This is a genomic window from Bacillus sp. AFS031507 (assembly GCF_002584635.1).
Classification (GTDB): domain Bacteria; phylum Bacillota; class Bacilli; order Bacillales; family Cytobacillaceae; genus Neobacillus.
Map to the genome: position 1 here is coordinate 63,010 of NZ_NUOW01000022.1, position 15,449 is coordinate 78,458.

13 protein-coding genes and 7 pseudogenes are annotated in these 15,449 nt (G+C 36.4%); 9 read left to right on the forward strand and 11 right to left on the reverse strand.

The features are described from left to right. On the forward strand, window positions 1–786 hold the full coding sequence (locus tag COE25_RS19480) for a putative hydro-lyase (protein ID WP_098933804.1): 786 nt from the start codon (window positions 1–3) through the stop codon (window positions 784–786). 672 nt (window positions 787–1,458) lie between these two features. On the opposite strand, the gene COE25_RS19500 is transcribed toward COE25_RS19480, so the two are convergent. After that, a complete protein-coding gene (locus tag COE25_RS19500) occupies window positions 1,459–1,710 on the reverse strand; it encodes a hypothetical protein (protein ID WP_142354492.1) in 252 nt (83 codons plus the stop codon). Between the two features lie 53 nt (window positions 1,711–1,763). Between COE25_RS19500 and COE25_RS31705 the strand changes: the two are divergent. Then, window positions 1,764–2,693 (forward strand): annotated as a pseudogene (locus COE25_RS31705) (tyrosine-type recombinase/integrase). Between the two features lie 186 nt (window positions 2,694–2,879). Next, window positions 2,880–3,119, forward strand: coding sequence for a hypothetical protein (locus COE25_RS32315; RefSeq protein WP_373605364.1), 240 nt, complete (start codon window positions 2,880–2,882; stop codon window positions 3,117–3,119). On the opposite strand, the pseudogene COE25_RS31710 reads toward COE25_RS32315, so the two are convergent. Both COE25_RS31710 and COE25_RS32320 read right to left on the reverse strand, forming a co-directional pair. Continuing rightward, window positions 3,036–3,833: pseudogene (locus tag COE25_RS31710) on the reverse strand (DUF927 domain-containing protein); the annotation flags it as partial. The gene COE25_RS32315 and the pseudogene COE25_RS31710 overlap by 84 nt on opposite strands. Beyond that, window positions 3,822–3,962: pseudogene (locus COE25_RS32320) on the reverse strand (hypothetical protein); the annotation flags it as partial. The pseudogenes COE25_RS32320 and COE25_RS31710, both read right to left, overlap by 12 nt. On the opposite strand from COE25_RS32320, the pseudogene COE25_RS19530 reads away from it, so the two are divergent. Together COE25_RS19530 and COE25_RS19535 are read left to right on the forward strand one after the other, a co-directional pair. After that, a pseudogene (locus COE25_RS19530) lies at window positions 3,954–4,160 on the forward strand (DNA-cytosine methyltransferase); the annotation flags it as partial. The pseudogenes COE25_RS32320 and COE25_RS19530 sit on opposite strands and share 9 nt — an antisense overlap. Before the next feature lie 45 nt (window positions 4,161–4,205). After that, window positions 4,206–4,574: a Ger(x)C family spore germination C-terminal domain-containing protein gene (locus COE25_RS19535; protein ID WP_098933813.1), complete on the forward strand. Its 369-nt coding sequence runs from the start codon at window positions 4,206–4,208 to the stop codon at window positions 4,572–4,574. Between the two features lie 61 nt (window positions 4,575–4,635). Here COE25_RS19535 and hxlR read toward each other — a convergent pair whose 3' ends face one another. Then, complete coding sequence (hxlR, locus tag COE25_RS19540) at window positions 4,636–5,001, reverse strand: transcriptional activator HxlR (RefSeq protein WP_098933814.1); 366 nt, start codon at window positions 4,999–5,001, stop codon at window positions 4,636–4,638. Window positions 5,002–5,148: 147 nt separating this feature from the next. Here hxlR and COE25_RS19545 point away from each other — a divergent pair. Continuing rightward, window positions 5,149–6,142: pseudogene (locus COE25_RS19545) on the forward strand (NADPH:quinone oxidoreductase family protein). A 40-nt stretch (window positions 6,143–6,182) separates the two neighbouring features. On the opposite strand, the gene rpiA reads toward COE25_RS19545, so the two are convergent. Continuing rightward, on the reverse strand, window positions 6,183–6,851 hold the full coding sequence (gene rpiA, locus COE25_RS19550) for a ribose-5-phosphate isomerase RpiA (RefSeq protein ID WP_098933815.1): 669 nt from the start codon (window positions 6,849–6,851) through the stop codon (window positions 6,183–6,185). A gap of 95 nt (window positions 6,852–6,946) precedes the next feature. Beyond that, a pseudogene (locus COE25_RS19555) lies at window positions 6,947–7,054 on the reverse strand (hypothetical protein); the annotation flags it as partial. A 319-nt stretch (window positions 7,055–7,373) separates the two neighbouring features. Between COE25_RS19555 and hxlA the strand changes: the two are divergent. The 3 genes and pseudogenes from hxlA to COE25_RS19570 all read left to right on the forward strand — a co-directional run bounded on the left by hxlA (window position 7,374) and on the right by COE25_RS19570 (window position 9,405). Further along, on the forward strand, window positions 7,374–8,006 hold the full coding sequence (gene hxlA / locus COE25_RS19560; protein ID WP_098933816.1) for a 3-hexulose-6-phosphate synthase: 633 nt from the start codon (window positions 7,374–7,376) through the stop codon (window positions 8,004–8,006). An 8-nt stretch (window positions 8,007–8,014) separates the two neighbouring features. After that, a pseudogene (gene hxlB / locus COE25_RS19565) lies at window positions 8,015–8,570 on the forward strand (6-phospho-3-hexuloisomerase). 115 nt (window positions 8,571–8,685) lie between these two features. After that, window positions 8,686–9,405 (forward strand): 3-ketoacyl-ACP reductase, encoded by a 720-nt coding sequence (locus tag COE25_RS19570; RefSeq protein WP_098933817.1) that lies wholly within the window; start codon window positions 8,686–8,688, stop codon window positions 9,403–9,405. Between the two features lie 60 nt (window positions 9,406–9,465). On the opposite strand, the gene COE25_RS19575 is transcribed toward COE25_RS19570, so the two are convergent. The 5 genes from COE25_RS19575 to COE25_RS19595 all read right to left on the reverse strand — a co-directional run bounded on the left by COE25_RS19575 (window position 9,466) and on the right by COE25_RS19595 (window position 15,115). Continuing rightward, window positions 9,466–9,729 carry a hypothetical protein gene (locus COE25_RS19575; protein ID WP_098933818.1) on the reverse strand — a complete coding sequence of 88 codons (264 nt, stop codon included), beginning with the start codon at window positions 9,727–9,729 and terminating at the stop codon, window positions 9,466–9,468. Between the two features lie 428 nt (window positions 9,730–10,157). Beyond that, window positions 10,158–10,784: an ATP-binding protein gene (locus COE25_RS30905; protein ID WP_180247555.1), complete on the reverse strand. Its 627-nt coding sequence runs from the start codon at window positions 10,782–10,784 to the stop codon at window positions 10,158–10,160. Between the two features lie 578 nt (window positions 10,785–11,362). Next, the gene (locus COE25_RS19585; RefSeq protein WP_098933819.1) at window positions 11,363–12,451 is read right to left on the reverse strand and encodes a GerAB/ArcD/ProY family transporter; all 1,089 of its coding nucleotides are present in this window, start codon (window positions 12,449–12,451) and stop codon (window positions 11,363–11,365) included. A 25-nt stretch (window positions 12,452–12,476) separates the two neighbouring features. Next, window positions 12,477–13,553 carry a Ger(x)C family spore germination protein gene (locus tag COE25_RS19590; protein ID WP_098933820.1) on the reverse strand — a complete coding sequence of 359 codons (1,077 nt, stop codon included), beginning with the start codon at window positions 13,551–13,553 and terminating at the stop codon, window positions 12,477–12,479. A 26-nt stretch (window positions 13,554–13,579) separates the two neighbouring features. Beyond that, window positions 13,580–15,115, reverse strand: coding sequence for a spore germination protein (locus COE25_RS19595; protein WP_098933821.1), 1,536 nt, complete (start codon window positions 15,113–15,115; stop codon window positions 13,580–13,582). Window positions 15,116–15,449 lie beyond the last annotated feature (334 nt).

Sequence of the window (15,449 nt, forward strand, 5' to 3'; positions counted from 1 at the left end):
ATGGAACGAAACCTTGACCTTGGAGAATTAAGAAGTTTAGTACGTAAAAATGAATTTACCGGTCCGACAGCCGGATTTGTACCTGGGCATACGCAGGCAAATCTCGTCATCTTGCCTAATGCCCTAGCTTATGACTTTTTACTATTTTGCCAGAGGAACCCTAAACCTTGTCCGCTGATCGAAGTAACCGATATTGGCTCTCCTGTTCCTAAGCTGACAGCACCGTTCGCAGATTTACGATTTGACTTACCTAAATACTGGATCTATAAAAAGGGGATCCCTGTTGAGGAGTTAACCGATATTGGGGCATATTGGAAAGACGATATGGTAGCCTTTTTAATCGGCTGCAGTTTCACATTTGAAAATCCTTTAATCGAAAATGGGCTTGTTATCAGGCATATTGAAGAAAACCGGAATGTTCCAATGTACATCACCAATATTCCTTGTCAACCAGCAGGTGTGTTTCAAGGAAATTTAGTCGTTAGTATGCGTCCATTCTTAGCGGCTGACGTCATAAGAGCCGTCCAAGTAACTTCCAGATTCCCAGCAGTACACGGCTCGCCTATTCATATTGGCAACCCTGAAGAAATTGGCATTCAAAACCTTGCTAAGCCAGATTTCGGCGACCCCGTTACTGTAAAAGAAGGTGAAATTCCGGTATTTTGGGCTTGTGGAGTTACACCTCAATCTGTTGCCATGTCCAGTAAACCGGATTTAATGATTACACATGCTCCTGGGCATATGTTTATTACGGATGTTAAGGATAGTGGGTATTCGATTCTTTAAGATGGGATGGAATGGAATGGAATGGAATGGAATGGAATGGAAAAACCCAAACCTTGTGTGCCTACAGTGGACAAATCTTCTAATTTGTGCACGAATGGTGCCTGACACCCGGCTATTATTCAAAAACACTCCAAAACCCACTCAAGGGTCTGGAGTGTTTTTGGAGTGATAACACCTAAACAATGATTAGACTATGAATCTAACGAATCAGTTTTTTCGTCAGAGAAAGTTGCTTTTTGAAACAGTTCAGGTCGGCGTTTACTTAACCAAGCAACATATAATACACCAATTAATGCAAAGAGTAGGCAAGCCAAGATCACACTTTTTCCAAGGGCGAAGTCAGCTCCCCATAAGCTTACGAAGAATGCTTGGTAAAGGGTATAGGCAAGAACCAAGATTCCCAGAACTGGAACAAGACCCTTCCAAAACCAGTGGAAAGAAGTCCTCCTAAAACGCTAATAGTATAGAATATTGGAGAGATTTACAAAAATATAAGTAAGAACTGCGAAGAATACGGTTGCTTGAGCACACCAAATCCACACATTCATGGGCCCCCATAAAATGGCAAGAATTGCACAAACTACAATAACAAGGACAAATCCAAAATGAAGTGCGTTCCATGGGGTCTGGTACCGTGGGTGGAGCTTACCTAGTGACTTTGGTAGACTTCCATCACGACCCATAGCAAACAGCACTCTCCAGAAGTGGACTGATTACACCGCCCTGCGGACTCCCTTTTTCATTTTGATAGAAGATACCATTTTCAAGGATTCCCGACTTTAGGAACTGTACAATTAGTGCCAAAACACTACCATCAACAACTTCCTCTTTAATTAATTCAAGGAGTTTATCATGGGGAATAGAATCGAAGTACGTCTTTTTAGCGATATAAGATAGATACATAATCCATTTAAGCATAGACAAGATCGTTTGATCTTGTAAACTACTCTAGAGGAGATAAGATTATGTAATCTATTATTGAAGAATATCGCGAATACCAGACTTTCGTTAGAGGATTTACACCGAAAGGTATTTTAAGTACTTGGAGGGAATTAAAGAAACTAATTAAATATCTTGAGGATCATTCCCTAGACTTCCAATCTGTAACACTAGTTAATCTTGAAAACTATTGTATTGAACGTACTGAGGGAAAATCTCTTGGCTACCGAAACCTTATTGTAAGCCAGATTCGTTCCTTTTATAAATATTTAATTCAACAGGAATATTGTACCGACAACCCCAGTGAGTATTTATCTTATACTATCTTGGATGCTCGCCAGTCTCTTCCTGAAGTTGCTTCTTTTGATGAAATACAGGAATGTCTGAAAGAATTAAGAAGACAGGTCGATTCCTCTTTAGGTAGACGTCAGTTTGATCCTATACGAAAGCGAAATTTAGCTTTATTCTCCCTGATGAATGCAACTGGAATACGAGCTGGTGAAGTAGCTAATCTTCAACTTCGTGATGTTCTTTGGGAGGATCAGGTGCTTTGTATTCGGGCTGGCAAAGGACGGAAAGACCGACGAGTGCCACTTGCTACTGAAGTTCTAGAATAATTACTTGAGATTTATCTGTCTACACGCAAGGACCTTGGTATAGATGATCCACTGTTCCTCACATGGAGAAAAGAACCGATGACCAATAATCTAATTTGAGTAACCTTCAAGTCATACTCTGAGATGTGGAGTAAACCTTTACGTCCTCATCAATTGCGTCATACTTGTGCTACGCACCTATTCAAGGAAGGGGAAAATATTGTACATATTAAGGATTGGCTTGGCCATAAAAGAACGACAACTACACTTCATTATGCAAGAATTGAAAATCCTGAAATTGCAGCTACAATAGAATCTCATCCTATTAATGAAGTAAAGTCCAAAGATTTATTTAGAAACCAATACACGTAAAAAACCAATGACTTCCCTACGACGAAAATACACTAAAACAACTCCTATCAATGAACCCCTTATTGGAAAGCTTCAGGAACAGATAGAGGAGTTTATTCGAACAGCTATTGGTATGAAAAAATATAGTAAAGGTACGATTAAAGAATTTCGTTTTAGCCTAACTAGATTTGCCTTAGGTTGTCCTATTTGATAGAGAATGGAATAGAAGCACTGCGTGGTCGTGATATTTTTCGTTGGTTGAGCTCACGTAGACAAGCTGGAATCTCTCAATGTACGATAGATAAAAATCTATCCCACCTTCGGTCTTTTATTACTTATTCCATACAACTTTATACTTCCCCGGTTTTTACCTTGGCCGCCAGCCAAATGATAAACGGAGGTGGCAATATATTTAGGGTTTGCCTGTTTAGTATCATCCAGGAATAGCCGAACATGGTTTGTTAAGCTGGCAGACCTCTCTATTGCAACTGGTGTACTGTTCCACCTTTTTAATATACCGTTTTCATTCGGTTTCCCCCACACAGAAGCAGCGATTTTTAGCGCTGTAGTTTTCCCTTTGGAAGTTTCGCCACTCCATTCAAAAATAAAGGGCTTTGAATCAAAAAGACCTATCAACGGGGAAGCAAAGGAAGCTTAAACCCCAGCTATTACCTTTGGATAAGACTTAATCGCTTCAATCATGTTTAACCAAGGATGTAAATCGCCTTTGCTGGTATAATGTTTTGCAAACTGTTCTTCACCTTTGTCGCTGCTGACGAATGACAAAGAACCGGAACCTATAAACTCATTTCCTAACAGGAACCCATCTTCACTCCAACCCATTTGTTCACTAGCTTTTTCAACTGGTATGTTTTCCAAATTCGCCCTTTCAAAAGCGGTTAGGTACTGAACCATTAATCTTTGATTTAAGGAACTAACAGGAAAACCTATAGCGGATAATTCAACCAATTTGCTTTGAACCATAAAGTTATCCCTGCTCCTTTTCAACCTTTTCCATTTGTTATTATGAAACCAGGAAACTATCAATCCTTCGGTTCCATCCGTAATATTTTCATATCTTCCAGTAATAAGGACATATTCGGAGCAAATAAAAACAGGTGGTTTTTCTTCATTGGACGGAACAAAATATAACCCTTCCTTCCTGGCTTCAAATCCTTTTGGATTTGTTAACGCAGTCTTAAAACCGGATTCATGCGTTCCACCCTCATAGGTGTGGATATTATTTGCGAAAGAGTAAATGTTATCTGTATACCCCTCGTTATATTGGCCACTAGACTTCGTGAACTTGCCTTCCTTAACAGGGGAATAAAGATCACGATTGAGGATAAGCGTGTTGAAAATAAACGCAATGAATACTGCTACGAAGGCGGAATTAAATCATATGTTGAGCATTTAAACCGCACAAAAGAAGTGATTCATGAAGAACCGATTTACATGGAAGGAGAGCGTGACGGCATTAGTGTTGAAGAAACCAGTGTAATAACATCACCCTTTGCTTGACAGCCATTAGATGTGGTTATTGGACATCTACGCTCAAGAGTAAATGTGGATTTGGATAAAAATCTTTCCCTAGTTACAATAAACGTGAAACTAAATGGAAGAATTGAGGAATATCAAGGTAATAAAAATATCCTCAACAGAAATGAACTGATGCAGCTTCATAAGGAAATTGAAACTGAATTAGAAATGAAAACTACGGGCCTCATAAAAAAAATGCAAGAGCTGAAGGTGGATCCTCTTCAAATCGGGACACACACCCTTAGCCCCTTTTCCAAACCCATCAGCGAAAAGGTATGGTTAGCCGCTTGGGGAAAAATGAAAATAAAAGTTAATTATCAGCTTTATTTTGAGGCATTACAAAATACTAAAAATAATTATTAAATTATCATGAAAAGAGGTTGACCCCCTTGGCCGGAGTCAACCTTAGATTACCAGTTAAAATTTACCTAATCGACTCTTGTCTTACTAAAGGATTCAACCCAGCAGTTTCCATATAATCTTTCCCCCAGTTATACATAGCATCGAGAATCGGCATCAAGCTTCTTCCTTGTTCAGTAAGGGAGTATTCTACTTTTGGAGGAACCACGGGATAGACTTTGCGTTCTACAATCAAGTCTTCTTCCAGTTCTCGCAATTGATTAACTAGCATTCTCTGCGTGATCCCTGGCATAAGAGCTTTCAGTTCACCAAATCGCTTCGTTCCCTCTTTTCCTAGATGCCATAGTATAAGCATCTTCCATTTACCACCGATAACGGAAAGAGTTAATTCTTTTTCACAATTAAACATCTTATCCTGCATTCGTGACATTCACTTCACCTCCATATTTATTATAACCCACAGTATACTTTTTTCACTATATAAAATAAAAGTATGTACTTGTAATATCCTTCCATACATTATATATTAGCAGTGAATATATAATTCTATTCTGCTGTTCAAGAAAGGAGTTAAAGAATGATGGAACAATTTAAAGCATTGATGGTAGATAAAAATGAAAACGATTTTTCTGTTCAAGTCAAAAATATTACCTTAAATGAGTTACCTCAAGGTGATGTTTTAATCAAGGTTTCTTATTCTGCGATTAACTATAAAGACGGTTTAGCTAGTATTTCCGAATGGAAAAATCGTCACAACCTATCCCTTTATTCCAGGTATTGATTTAGCAGGTGTAGTCGTATCGTCTCAAGATCCACGCTTCCGCGAAGGAGATGAGATCATAGCAACAAGCTATGAAATTGGGGTATCCCATTATGGTGGTTATAGTGAATATGCCCGCATTCCTGGTGATTGGATTGTCCCTTTACCTGAAAATTTAACGTTGATGGAATCAATGATTTTGGGGACAGCAGGTATTACTTCAGCCCTCTCCATTCAAAGGTTAGAAGATAACGGTTTATCGCCAGAAAAGGGCAAAGTCCTTGTCACTGGAGCTACTGGTGGGGTAGGAAGTTTAGCTGTTTCCATGCTTTCAAAAAGAGGATACGAAGTTGTCGCTAGTACGGGTAAAAATTCTGAGCATACTTTTTTACATAAGCTTGGTGCAAAAGAGATTATCTCTCGTGAAGATGTCTTTAATGGTAAAATAAAAACTCTTGATAAACAAAATTGGGCTGCAGCGGTTGATCCAGTCGGAGGAGAGACACTTGCATCCATCTTAAGTAAAATCCAATACAATGGTTCTGTTGCGGTCAGTGGTTTAACTGGTGGAGGAAGCGTTCCTACCACCGTGTTTCCGTTTATTTTACGTGGCATAAACCTTCTCGGTATTGATTCTGTTTATTGTCCAATGGATGTTCGGCAAGAACTATGGAATCGCATGGCAACCGATTTAAAACCTTCTACTCTTTCTGAAATTATACAGAAAGAAATTACACTTGAAGAATTACTTGAAAACTTGCCTACTATTTTAAAAGGACAAGCAAGAGGTAGAATCATTGTAAAGATATAAAAAACATAAGAGAGGGACTCAAAGTCTCTCTCTTATGTTCTTACCTTCTTAACATGACAACATTTTTTTCTTGATCTAAAGTGATCACCAAGTCAGTCATTCCAACAAACAACCCATTTTCAACGACTCCCGGTATCATGTTAAGCATTCGTTCTAACATTTCAGGCTGAACGTGCTCAGGAATTTGGCAGTCAAAAATATAGTTCCCATTATCAGTAATAAACGGAGTTCCACCGTTTATTCGAATTTCCGGGACTAAACCAATGGCTCTAATATGTTTTTCTGTCATTTCATAACCGAACGTAATAACTTCTACAGGCAATCGAAACGCACCTAATTTCTCTACCCTTTTAGATGAATCTGCTACAACAATAAATATTTTAGCTGCTCTCGCTATGATTTTCTCTCTTAAAAGTGCGCCGCCACCACCTTTGATCAGTTCTAATTCTGAATTGACTTCATCTGCTCCATCAATAGCAATATCTATACTTTCTATTTCACTAAAGCTTGTAAGTGGAATGCCTAATTCTTTAGCCAATTCTTCCGTTTGAACAGAAGTTGGAATACCTTTAATGGAAAGGCCTTCCTTCACTAGCTGACCAAGCTTTTGTATGGTATAAAAAACTGTCGAACCCGTACCAAGCCCCACAACCATGCCATCTTTAACAAACTCTGCTGCTTTTTCACCGACTATTTGTTTTTCATCCATTTTTGCACCTACCGTAATATTTTTTCACATTACTTCATTAATATTAGCTAGAAATACGGATTTCATTTTTATACTTTGAATTTTACCCTTAATCCATTTTTTCCTAAACCAATTAACATTTGCAGCATATGATCTTGAAACATGTCGCGAGTAGCACCAGCTTGATCATAATAACCAGCTCTCTCTTCAGCCCCAACTGTATCCTCTCCCTGGCCATAACAAACTTATACAGAATTGAAGCAATGCGAAATTTCACATTGCCTTGTTATAACTAAAATAATAGTAAATAAGCGGATTTTTTCATAGTATACTTTTTAACACTATGTAAAATAAAAGTGCGTACTTTTATTGTTGTTATATACGTTGTATACTTGCAATTGTTCAACGAGAGAACATGATATCCCTTATTGCTAGCAGGTACAGATAGTGCACTATAAGGATAATATTACTGTAAAAGTATTATTACCCCTTTGGAGATATTATCACTGTACAACAATAAAAAAATTATAGGAGTGAATATAGATGGAATTACAATTAGCATTAGATTTAGTCAATATCCCAGAAGCAATTGAGCTGGTAAAAGAAGTAGAGGAACATATTGATGTCGTTGAAATCGGTACACCGGTTGTAATCAATGAAGGTCTTCATGCTGTAAAAGCAGTTAAAAAAGCATTCCCTAACTTAAAGGTATTAGCAGACCTAAAAATCATGGATGCAGCTGGTTATGAAGTAATGAAAGCTTCTGATGCAGGTGCAGATATCGTCACAATTCTTGGAACTGCTGAAGATATGTCAATCAAAGGTGCTGTTGAAGAAGCGAAAAAGCAAGGTAAAAAAATCCTTGTTGATATGATTGCTGTAAAAGACCTTGCTGGACGTGCAAAAGAAGTGGACGCTATGGGCGTTGATTATATTTGTGTTCATACTGGCTACGATCTTCAAGCAGTTGGAAAGAACTCTTTTGAAGATTTACAAACCATCAAAGGTGTTGTAAAAAATGCTAAAACTGCAATCGCAGGTGGTATTAAGTTAGACACACTTCCAGAAGTCATCAAAGTACAACCAGACCTTGTCATTGTAGGTGGCGGGATTACTGGACAAGCTGATAAAAAAGCTGCTGCTGCCAAAATGCAACAAATGATTAATCAAGGGTAATTCAGATCATGAATACAACTCAATACCTAGCTGAAATCATAAAAGAGTTAAATCGCTCCGTAGATTTAATTTCGAATGATGAAGCTGAAAAATTAGTTAATGGGATTCTTGAATCAAAAAAAATCTTTGTTGCAGGCGCAGGTAGATCTGGATTTATGGCCAAATCATTCGCCATGCGAATGATGCACATGGGGATAGATGCCTATGTGATTGGCGAAACAGTAACCCCACTTTGAAAAAGATGACATCTTAATCATTGGATCAGGTTCAGGAGAAACGAAAGGTTTAGTTTCCATGGCTGAGAAGGCAAAAAGCATCGGTGGGACGATTGCAGCTGTAACCATTTTCCCTGAGTCCACTATTGGACAATTAGCGGATATCACAATTAAGTTGCCTGGCTCACCTAAAGATCAGTCGGAGAGTGATTTTAAGACGATTCAACCAATGGGCTCATTATTTGAGCAAACACTTTTACTATTTTACGACGCTGTGATTCTTCGGTTCATGGAGAAAAAAGGTTTGGATACCAATAAAATGTACGGTAGACACGCCAACTTAGAATAAATATATTATTCTTCGAGTTCTAAATAGGAAAGACCGCAAGCTGTTTCCATGCAAGATTGCGGTCTTTCTGTTAGAATGAACTACTTCAATTTGTAATAATTTTAGGAGTGATAAAATGATTTCTTTAAATGGAAAAACTGCAATAGTTACTGGCGCAGGAAGAGGCATTGGACGTGCTACTGCTATCGCCTTAGCAAAAGAAGGCGTTCATTTAGGCCTAATCGGCTTAAATATGTCTAATCTAGAAAAGGTAGCTGCTGAACTAGCACAATTTGATGTAAAGGTTTCTGCAGCAACAGCAGATGTGACCGATCTTGAATCCGTTACCCATGCTGTTGAACATATCAAATCAGACTTTGGCCTAATTGATATCCTAATCAACAATGCTGGTGTTGCTAAATTTGGTGGGTTCCTTGATCTAACACCAGAAGAATGGGAAAAAATCATCCAAGTCAATTTAATGGGTGTGTATAATGTAACAAGAGCAGTATTACCAGGAATGATCGAAAGAAAATCAGGAGATATCATCAATATCTCTTCATCTGCCGGCCAAAAAGGTGCTCCTGTTACAAGTGCTTACAGTGCTTCTAAATTCGCTGTTTTAGGGCTAACAGAATCACTTATGCTAGAAGTAAGAAAACATAATGTCCGTGTTACTGCTTTAACACCAAGTACGGTCGTTACAGATTTAGCCATTGATACAAATCTTGTTAAAGGCAATGAAGAAAACGTGATGCACCCAGAAGACCTTGCAGAATTAGTCGTCGCTAGTTTAAAATTTAATCCAAGAGTATTCGTTAAAACAGCTGGATTATGGTCAACAAATCCATCATAAAACCGAAGCAGATCCAGTGGGGTCTGCTTCTTTAGTTCGTACAAAATACTCTTATATGCATCAGTGATACAAGGACATTACTTTCTCTAAATCAACAATTAACTGGTTAACTTCATTCTGTGCTAAGCGTACAAGCATTTGATCGTATAAAGTAATAATTTGCCCATCCTCTTCATGCTGATGTTTTTTTAAATAATGATAGATATTATTTATTTGGTTTTCTTTAAGGACCGATTCTGTGTTGAAATTTTTAACTTTCTGTAAGGAAAATTCATTCATACTTGAATCAAATTCACCTGAAATAATGGTCCCTTGCAAGAACATAATCTCACTCCTCCAAGTCAGTATATGTTAGTTTAACTCTAAAACAAGGTTCAAATTGCACGATCTTTATACATTGAAACCACATTGCTTATTTTGATGCCAACATTAGTCCTCTTTGAATCAAAACTGGGTATTCCTCATTCAATTTCTTAATTTCTTCGAGTTGATTTAAAAGAATCTCTTGTTTTTCTAGTAAAAGATTATGTTTTATTAATAGCTCTAGGATTTCAATTCTTAATAACCAATCCTCATGAAATTCACTTGTTAAAGTATTGATTTGTAATAAAAGTTACTAGTAAAAAAGACGAGTTATCCATTTTCTTTTCTCCATCTCATTATTACTTCTTCAAACGACGGTGTTCTCCTACTTTCTGACCATTTTTTATGAAATTTAATACTCTGTGATCTTGGTTCAGGGTTTGGTAACTCTAATTTAACAATACTCGGAATTGGAATAGAAGCCCCAACCACCAAACACTCCCCGCACCAAGAGTAGGTAGAATCTCTGATATAGAGCTAGAATTATCTGGTAGTAGATTCTTAATATAATTTTGGTCATTAATGTTTGTTAAACGCAGATTAATAATATAATTTTGGTCATTAATGTTTGTTAAACGCAGATTAATAATATTATACTGAGAAAGAATTGTATCAGATACCTCAGAAGGTCTTTGACTTACAACCATTAAGTTCAAACCATATTTTCTCCCTTCCTTGGAAATTATTTCTATTGATTTCTTCGCTGCTTTAAATTCAATACCTCCAGTTCGTGGAATATAATTATGTGCCTCTTCGCAGACGATCATGAATGGTATATCGTTAAGTTCATCCTTTTGATGTTGTAGCTTAGAATAATGAAATGCAAAATCAAAAATAAGACGAGAAATTAAGCTAATTGTAATGCTTAAAACTTCAAACGGAATACCACTCAAATCAATAATTGTAACGTTTGATTTATCTAGATATCCCATAAATTGTTTCAAAATATCTTCAAAATGTTCAGTTTTATACTTAGAATTTTCTTCTACATCTTGATTTAATAACAGAAATTCCAACCGCTTATCTGTTAATTTGGTTTCAAATCTAGACAGGAATCTATTAAATTCACCATTAAAAGGACCATTACTTGCTTTTGTTGCCTTTGAAGTATTAGAAGAAGTGAGTTCAAGTTTTTCATTAAAGTAAATATGGCGATTTTCAACAAGTTCCCCGTTGCTTAATTTTGGAAGGCTTGGCTCTCCTTCAATTTTATTGATTACTTCTTCATTTAAATTATATATATAATTAAAAACCTCATTGATATTAAAATAGACTGGAGAATCGTATGTAATTTTTTAAATACCGGATTATATTTTTCCTTATTCAAAACTACTGCTCGTTTTATGATACATAAATTTACAAGAACCAATGGTAAAATATATAATGGTAAGCTTGATTTGTATTAGAACATTAGTGTGACAAATCCCCGACGCAATAAGGCGAACTAAAACCTCACTTAGTTTAGGATCATCCATTGTAATTTCTGTGATTTGGAATGGTTCCCCTTCCTAAATGTAACTGCTGACCTTTTCTGTTGAATCCTTACAAAACGATCTGCCCAGATTGTATTATAGGTTTCTAGAAGCTTTCTATCCTACTTAGTTATTTTATGCTTAATATGAATGTACAAAAAGAGAAAAGGGATATATAGATACACAAAGTAAAAAGCAATGTTTGAATACATTTCATTCAATCGCTCTATTTGACTCCTCTCTTTGAGCACATTAGCTATAATAAAGAATAGGACCAGTACAATGAACAGACTTATACGTTGTTTCACATTTACTAATTTCTTCATACCACGGCAAGCTGCCCATATTTTCACGCTGATATTGGGTAATACAAGAAGTAACCAAATCGAAACAATAATAAATTCGACTCTTTCTATTAGAGGGAATTTTGCAACTTTCATGTGAACTAACGTCGGCCATATCGTATTGGCTAGCTGCCCTTCACTAAAGTAGACAAATGTGATGAGTGCTACTATAAGATATAGAAAGACGCAAAGCAGAAGTCCAAAATGGGCCCATTTTTGTGATCTTTCTGGATTTTTTATGAATGGGTAGAACATGAATAAAGTCTCAAAGCCTAGATACTGAAACACCATAGCTTTAGATGATAATACTATTTCCTTAACAGAGTGATTAAAAAAGGGTAATAAATGATTGAGATTGGCAAATTCTAATGCAAAAAAATTAAGGGGAAACAGTATAACAAAAGGTATGATAGTTCCCCAGAAACACACTCCAGTAATCACGCGGAATCCACCGGATACAATGTAATAAACGAGGACTAGAAGAATGAAGCTTATTTGCCAGGTCTTCATTAAGGGAAACAGCCAAACTTGAACAACCTCAATATAAACAAGGAAAACAATTAACGCCAATACAATAAAGTAGAAGATTACAAAAATGTTGAACAGTCCGCCAATCCATTTTCCAAAGCAAAATTGGTGAACATGTATGATATCATTATTAGTAATTCCAACAATACGATAGATCATCCAAACTAGTATATGAATGCTTACACCAGATAAAATGATGGAAATCCATGCATCATAACCAGCATCCTTCGTTATATCTCTTTGAAAACCCATGATTCCTACGCCAATAATATTCGAGTAGATCAGAAAGAAAACGTAAAAAGGAGATATTAAATATTGTTCGTTGAGTATAGTTTTCACATAGGTCACCTCGGAAAATGCAGACTTATTCTTCAATACCCGTATTTAGGATGTTAACATTTGTGTGTACAGTGGTTTTTAAATCAGGGTATATGTCCTTAAAACGTTGATAGTCCCAATTTCTTGATGTGGCTCTAACCTTGTCTCCCAATCCAAGTGGATCTACGTTGTATCCTTGTAACAACGAAATTAAACGTTGGACTTCTTCATTAAAGTGTTCATTTAAAATCTGTTCCATTTTTAGGCGATTTTTATTGGTGCTTAAATCAAACCAAGATGAGGAATTTTTAACCTCTGCATCGATGGTTAAATCGATCAATATACGTGGAATACTTTCGCTTTTGTCAACCGTATATTTAGCTTTGGCATCCAGACTTGTCAATAAAATATAACCAGCCTTGTTGTGAACCTTAATTTTTGTTTTATATTGTCCACTTTTTGAGCCATCATGTAATATTTTCACAATAAATGACTCCCTTAAATTAATATTATTTACAAACTTACCTTTCTTTAATAAGGCTAACCCGTCAATTTTGACTTGACCTTCCTCCAGGATTAAGTAAGGTAAAAATGGATCCTTCCCCTCATCATAAAGATTTGTCAAAAATACGTGCAAATTTGTTTTTGGCAAATTGCCCTTTTCAATGTTCTGATTAATTTTATTACTTAAATGGAATGAAAGATTCACATCTTGACTTGAATTAAGTATTTTTTCAGCTGTGTTTTCGGCTATGCTCAACTGCATTCGACTCCCAACATTCGGGTCTCTGCTAAAATTAATTAAAACATCATCAATCCCTTGTTTTGCAAATTCCTTGCCGAACAATATAAAATCTAATTTTCCTATTTCAACGGGAAATGCAGATTTTGAATTCATTCTCGGAAGAATATCTTCATACGAATCAGACACAGTTCTAAAGCTTTTTAATTTGGGCATTCCTTTTTCCGCAAATGTAGGATAGATAACCATTCCTTTCACTTTGTCTTTTTCCATATCATATCCAATGGTTTCTATAATCTGAACTTCATCAATGATCCTTTGATCTTCACACCCTGATAAGAAGAAAATTAGGATAAAAGTTAACAGAAAAAATGATTTCATACTTCACCTCTAATACCCTTTTCTGATCATTCATCAAAATCACTTTTCTTTTTTTTGTGATTATATGGATGGTATCTCCAAATTGATTTAGGACGTAAATAACTTGGCCTTTTGGAAGTTTCACTATAAGAGGAACGGATAATGCTGTCCTTCAAATCTTGAGGCCTAAAAGGATAAAATGGAACGGTATAGGGTGTTCCTAATGATTCTAACCGTGTAAGATGGACGATTAAAAAGGCAATCCCCATAACGATACCTAGTCCGCCCCACATAGACGCGGCGATAATTAAAGGAAAACGTAAAAAACGTATCGTGTTCGACATTTTATAAATAGGGGTAGTAAAGGAAGCTAAGGCTGATAAGGCTACTATAATGAGTAAGACATTGCTTGTAAGTGACGCCTCAACTGAAGCTTGGCCAATAACAATACCGCCCACTATTCCCAATGTTTGTCCTACCTTAGTAGGTAACCGTACTCCAGCTTCACGTAAAAGTTCAATCGTGAATTCCAAAAAAACCACCTCAAATACCGGCGGAAACGGAACATTATGACGAGAAAAACTAAGTGAACCGAATAAATCGTTTGGAATTACTTCGTAATGGTAAGTTAAAACGGCTACATAAATAGACGTGGCAAAAATGGAGAAAAGGACACTAAAAATCCGTATTAAACGGAAAAAAGATGCAATAATCCATGGTAGAAAGTAATCTTCAGGTGTAATAAAAAAATCTATTAACGTAGCAGGTCCTGTAATGACATAAGGCGACCCATTACTAAAAACAGCTACCTGTCCCATATTTAGAGCATGAGCCGCCCTATCCACTCTTTCAGTTGAAAGAAGCAAGGGAAACGGTGTCAGGGAATTACCAGTTATTAATTGATGAAGCTGAGACGTATCATAAACGATATCAAAATCAATATCTTGAAGGCGTTGGGTTATGGTATTAACATGCTGCTCATCCGTAATTCCTTCAATATAAGCAATGATAATTCTAGTATGTGATGTAGAGCCAACGCTAATTTCCTTCGTGATCAAATCAAATGTGTTAATTTGCTGCCTTAGTAAATGTATATTTACATCAATATTTTCAACAAACCCAATTAGCGGCCCCACAACACTATACTCATTTTCAACATTATTTTGTTCACGCAAGCCAGCTGTATCATTAGATAAGAGAATTAAAGCAAACCTTTGATCATTTTCCTTCATTTGAAGAATAGCATAACCTTTAAGTAGCTTTGATTCTGCCTCTTTTACATTATCCGTAATCACAATGTCTTCAATTGAGATAATTTTCTTTATGTCATCAATTTTCCCTAGTTTGTCCTGTTCAAAAGGTGTCTCTCGGAAAATCAGTAAAATTTTCAGTTGGAGTTGTTGTTGATCGATCAGTGTATTGTAGTAAGAAATGATTAAATGTCCCAATTCATCCGTAAGGGAAAATTGTTTAAAATCACTAGATTTTTTGGCCTTAGCAAACAGTTCTTCAATATCTTGTGAATTCTCAGTTACTGCTTGTTTGTCTTCTTTATCTCTAAGCTTTCGTCTTTTGAAGAACATCTAATCACCTCCCTATTACAAAGGAATTCATATCCTTCTATATTATGTAAAGGCATCTCCATATTTATGTAAATCCGTTTTATAATAAGTGAAAACTTTATCCTCTCCAGTTTACATAATATAAATATAGCTTAGAGTAAGCAAAGGACCATGATCCTAATAGAAATAATCCCTGTAGGGGTAGGGTAGGGTAGGACAGCAAAAGTGGACTTTTGTTTAACAAGGAGTTGCTGTGGCAGCATTCTTTTTTAATTGACGGAGCAGTTTTGTTATAAAAGAATTGAGATAGGGGGAGGCGATTAACCTCCATTTATCCTCCGGGTAGAAAGGTCGC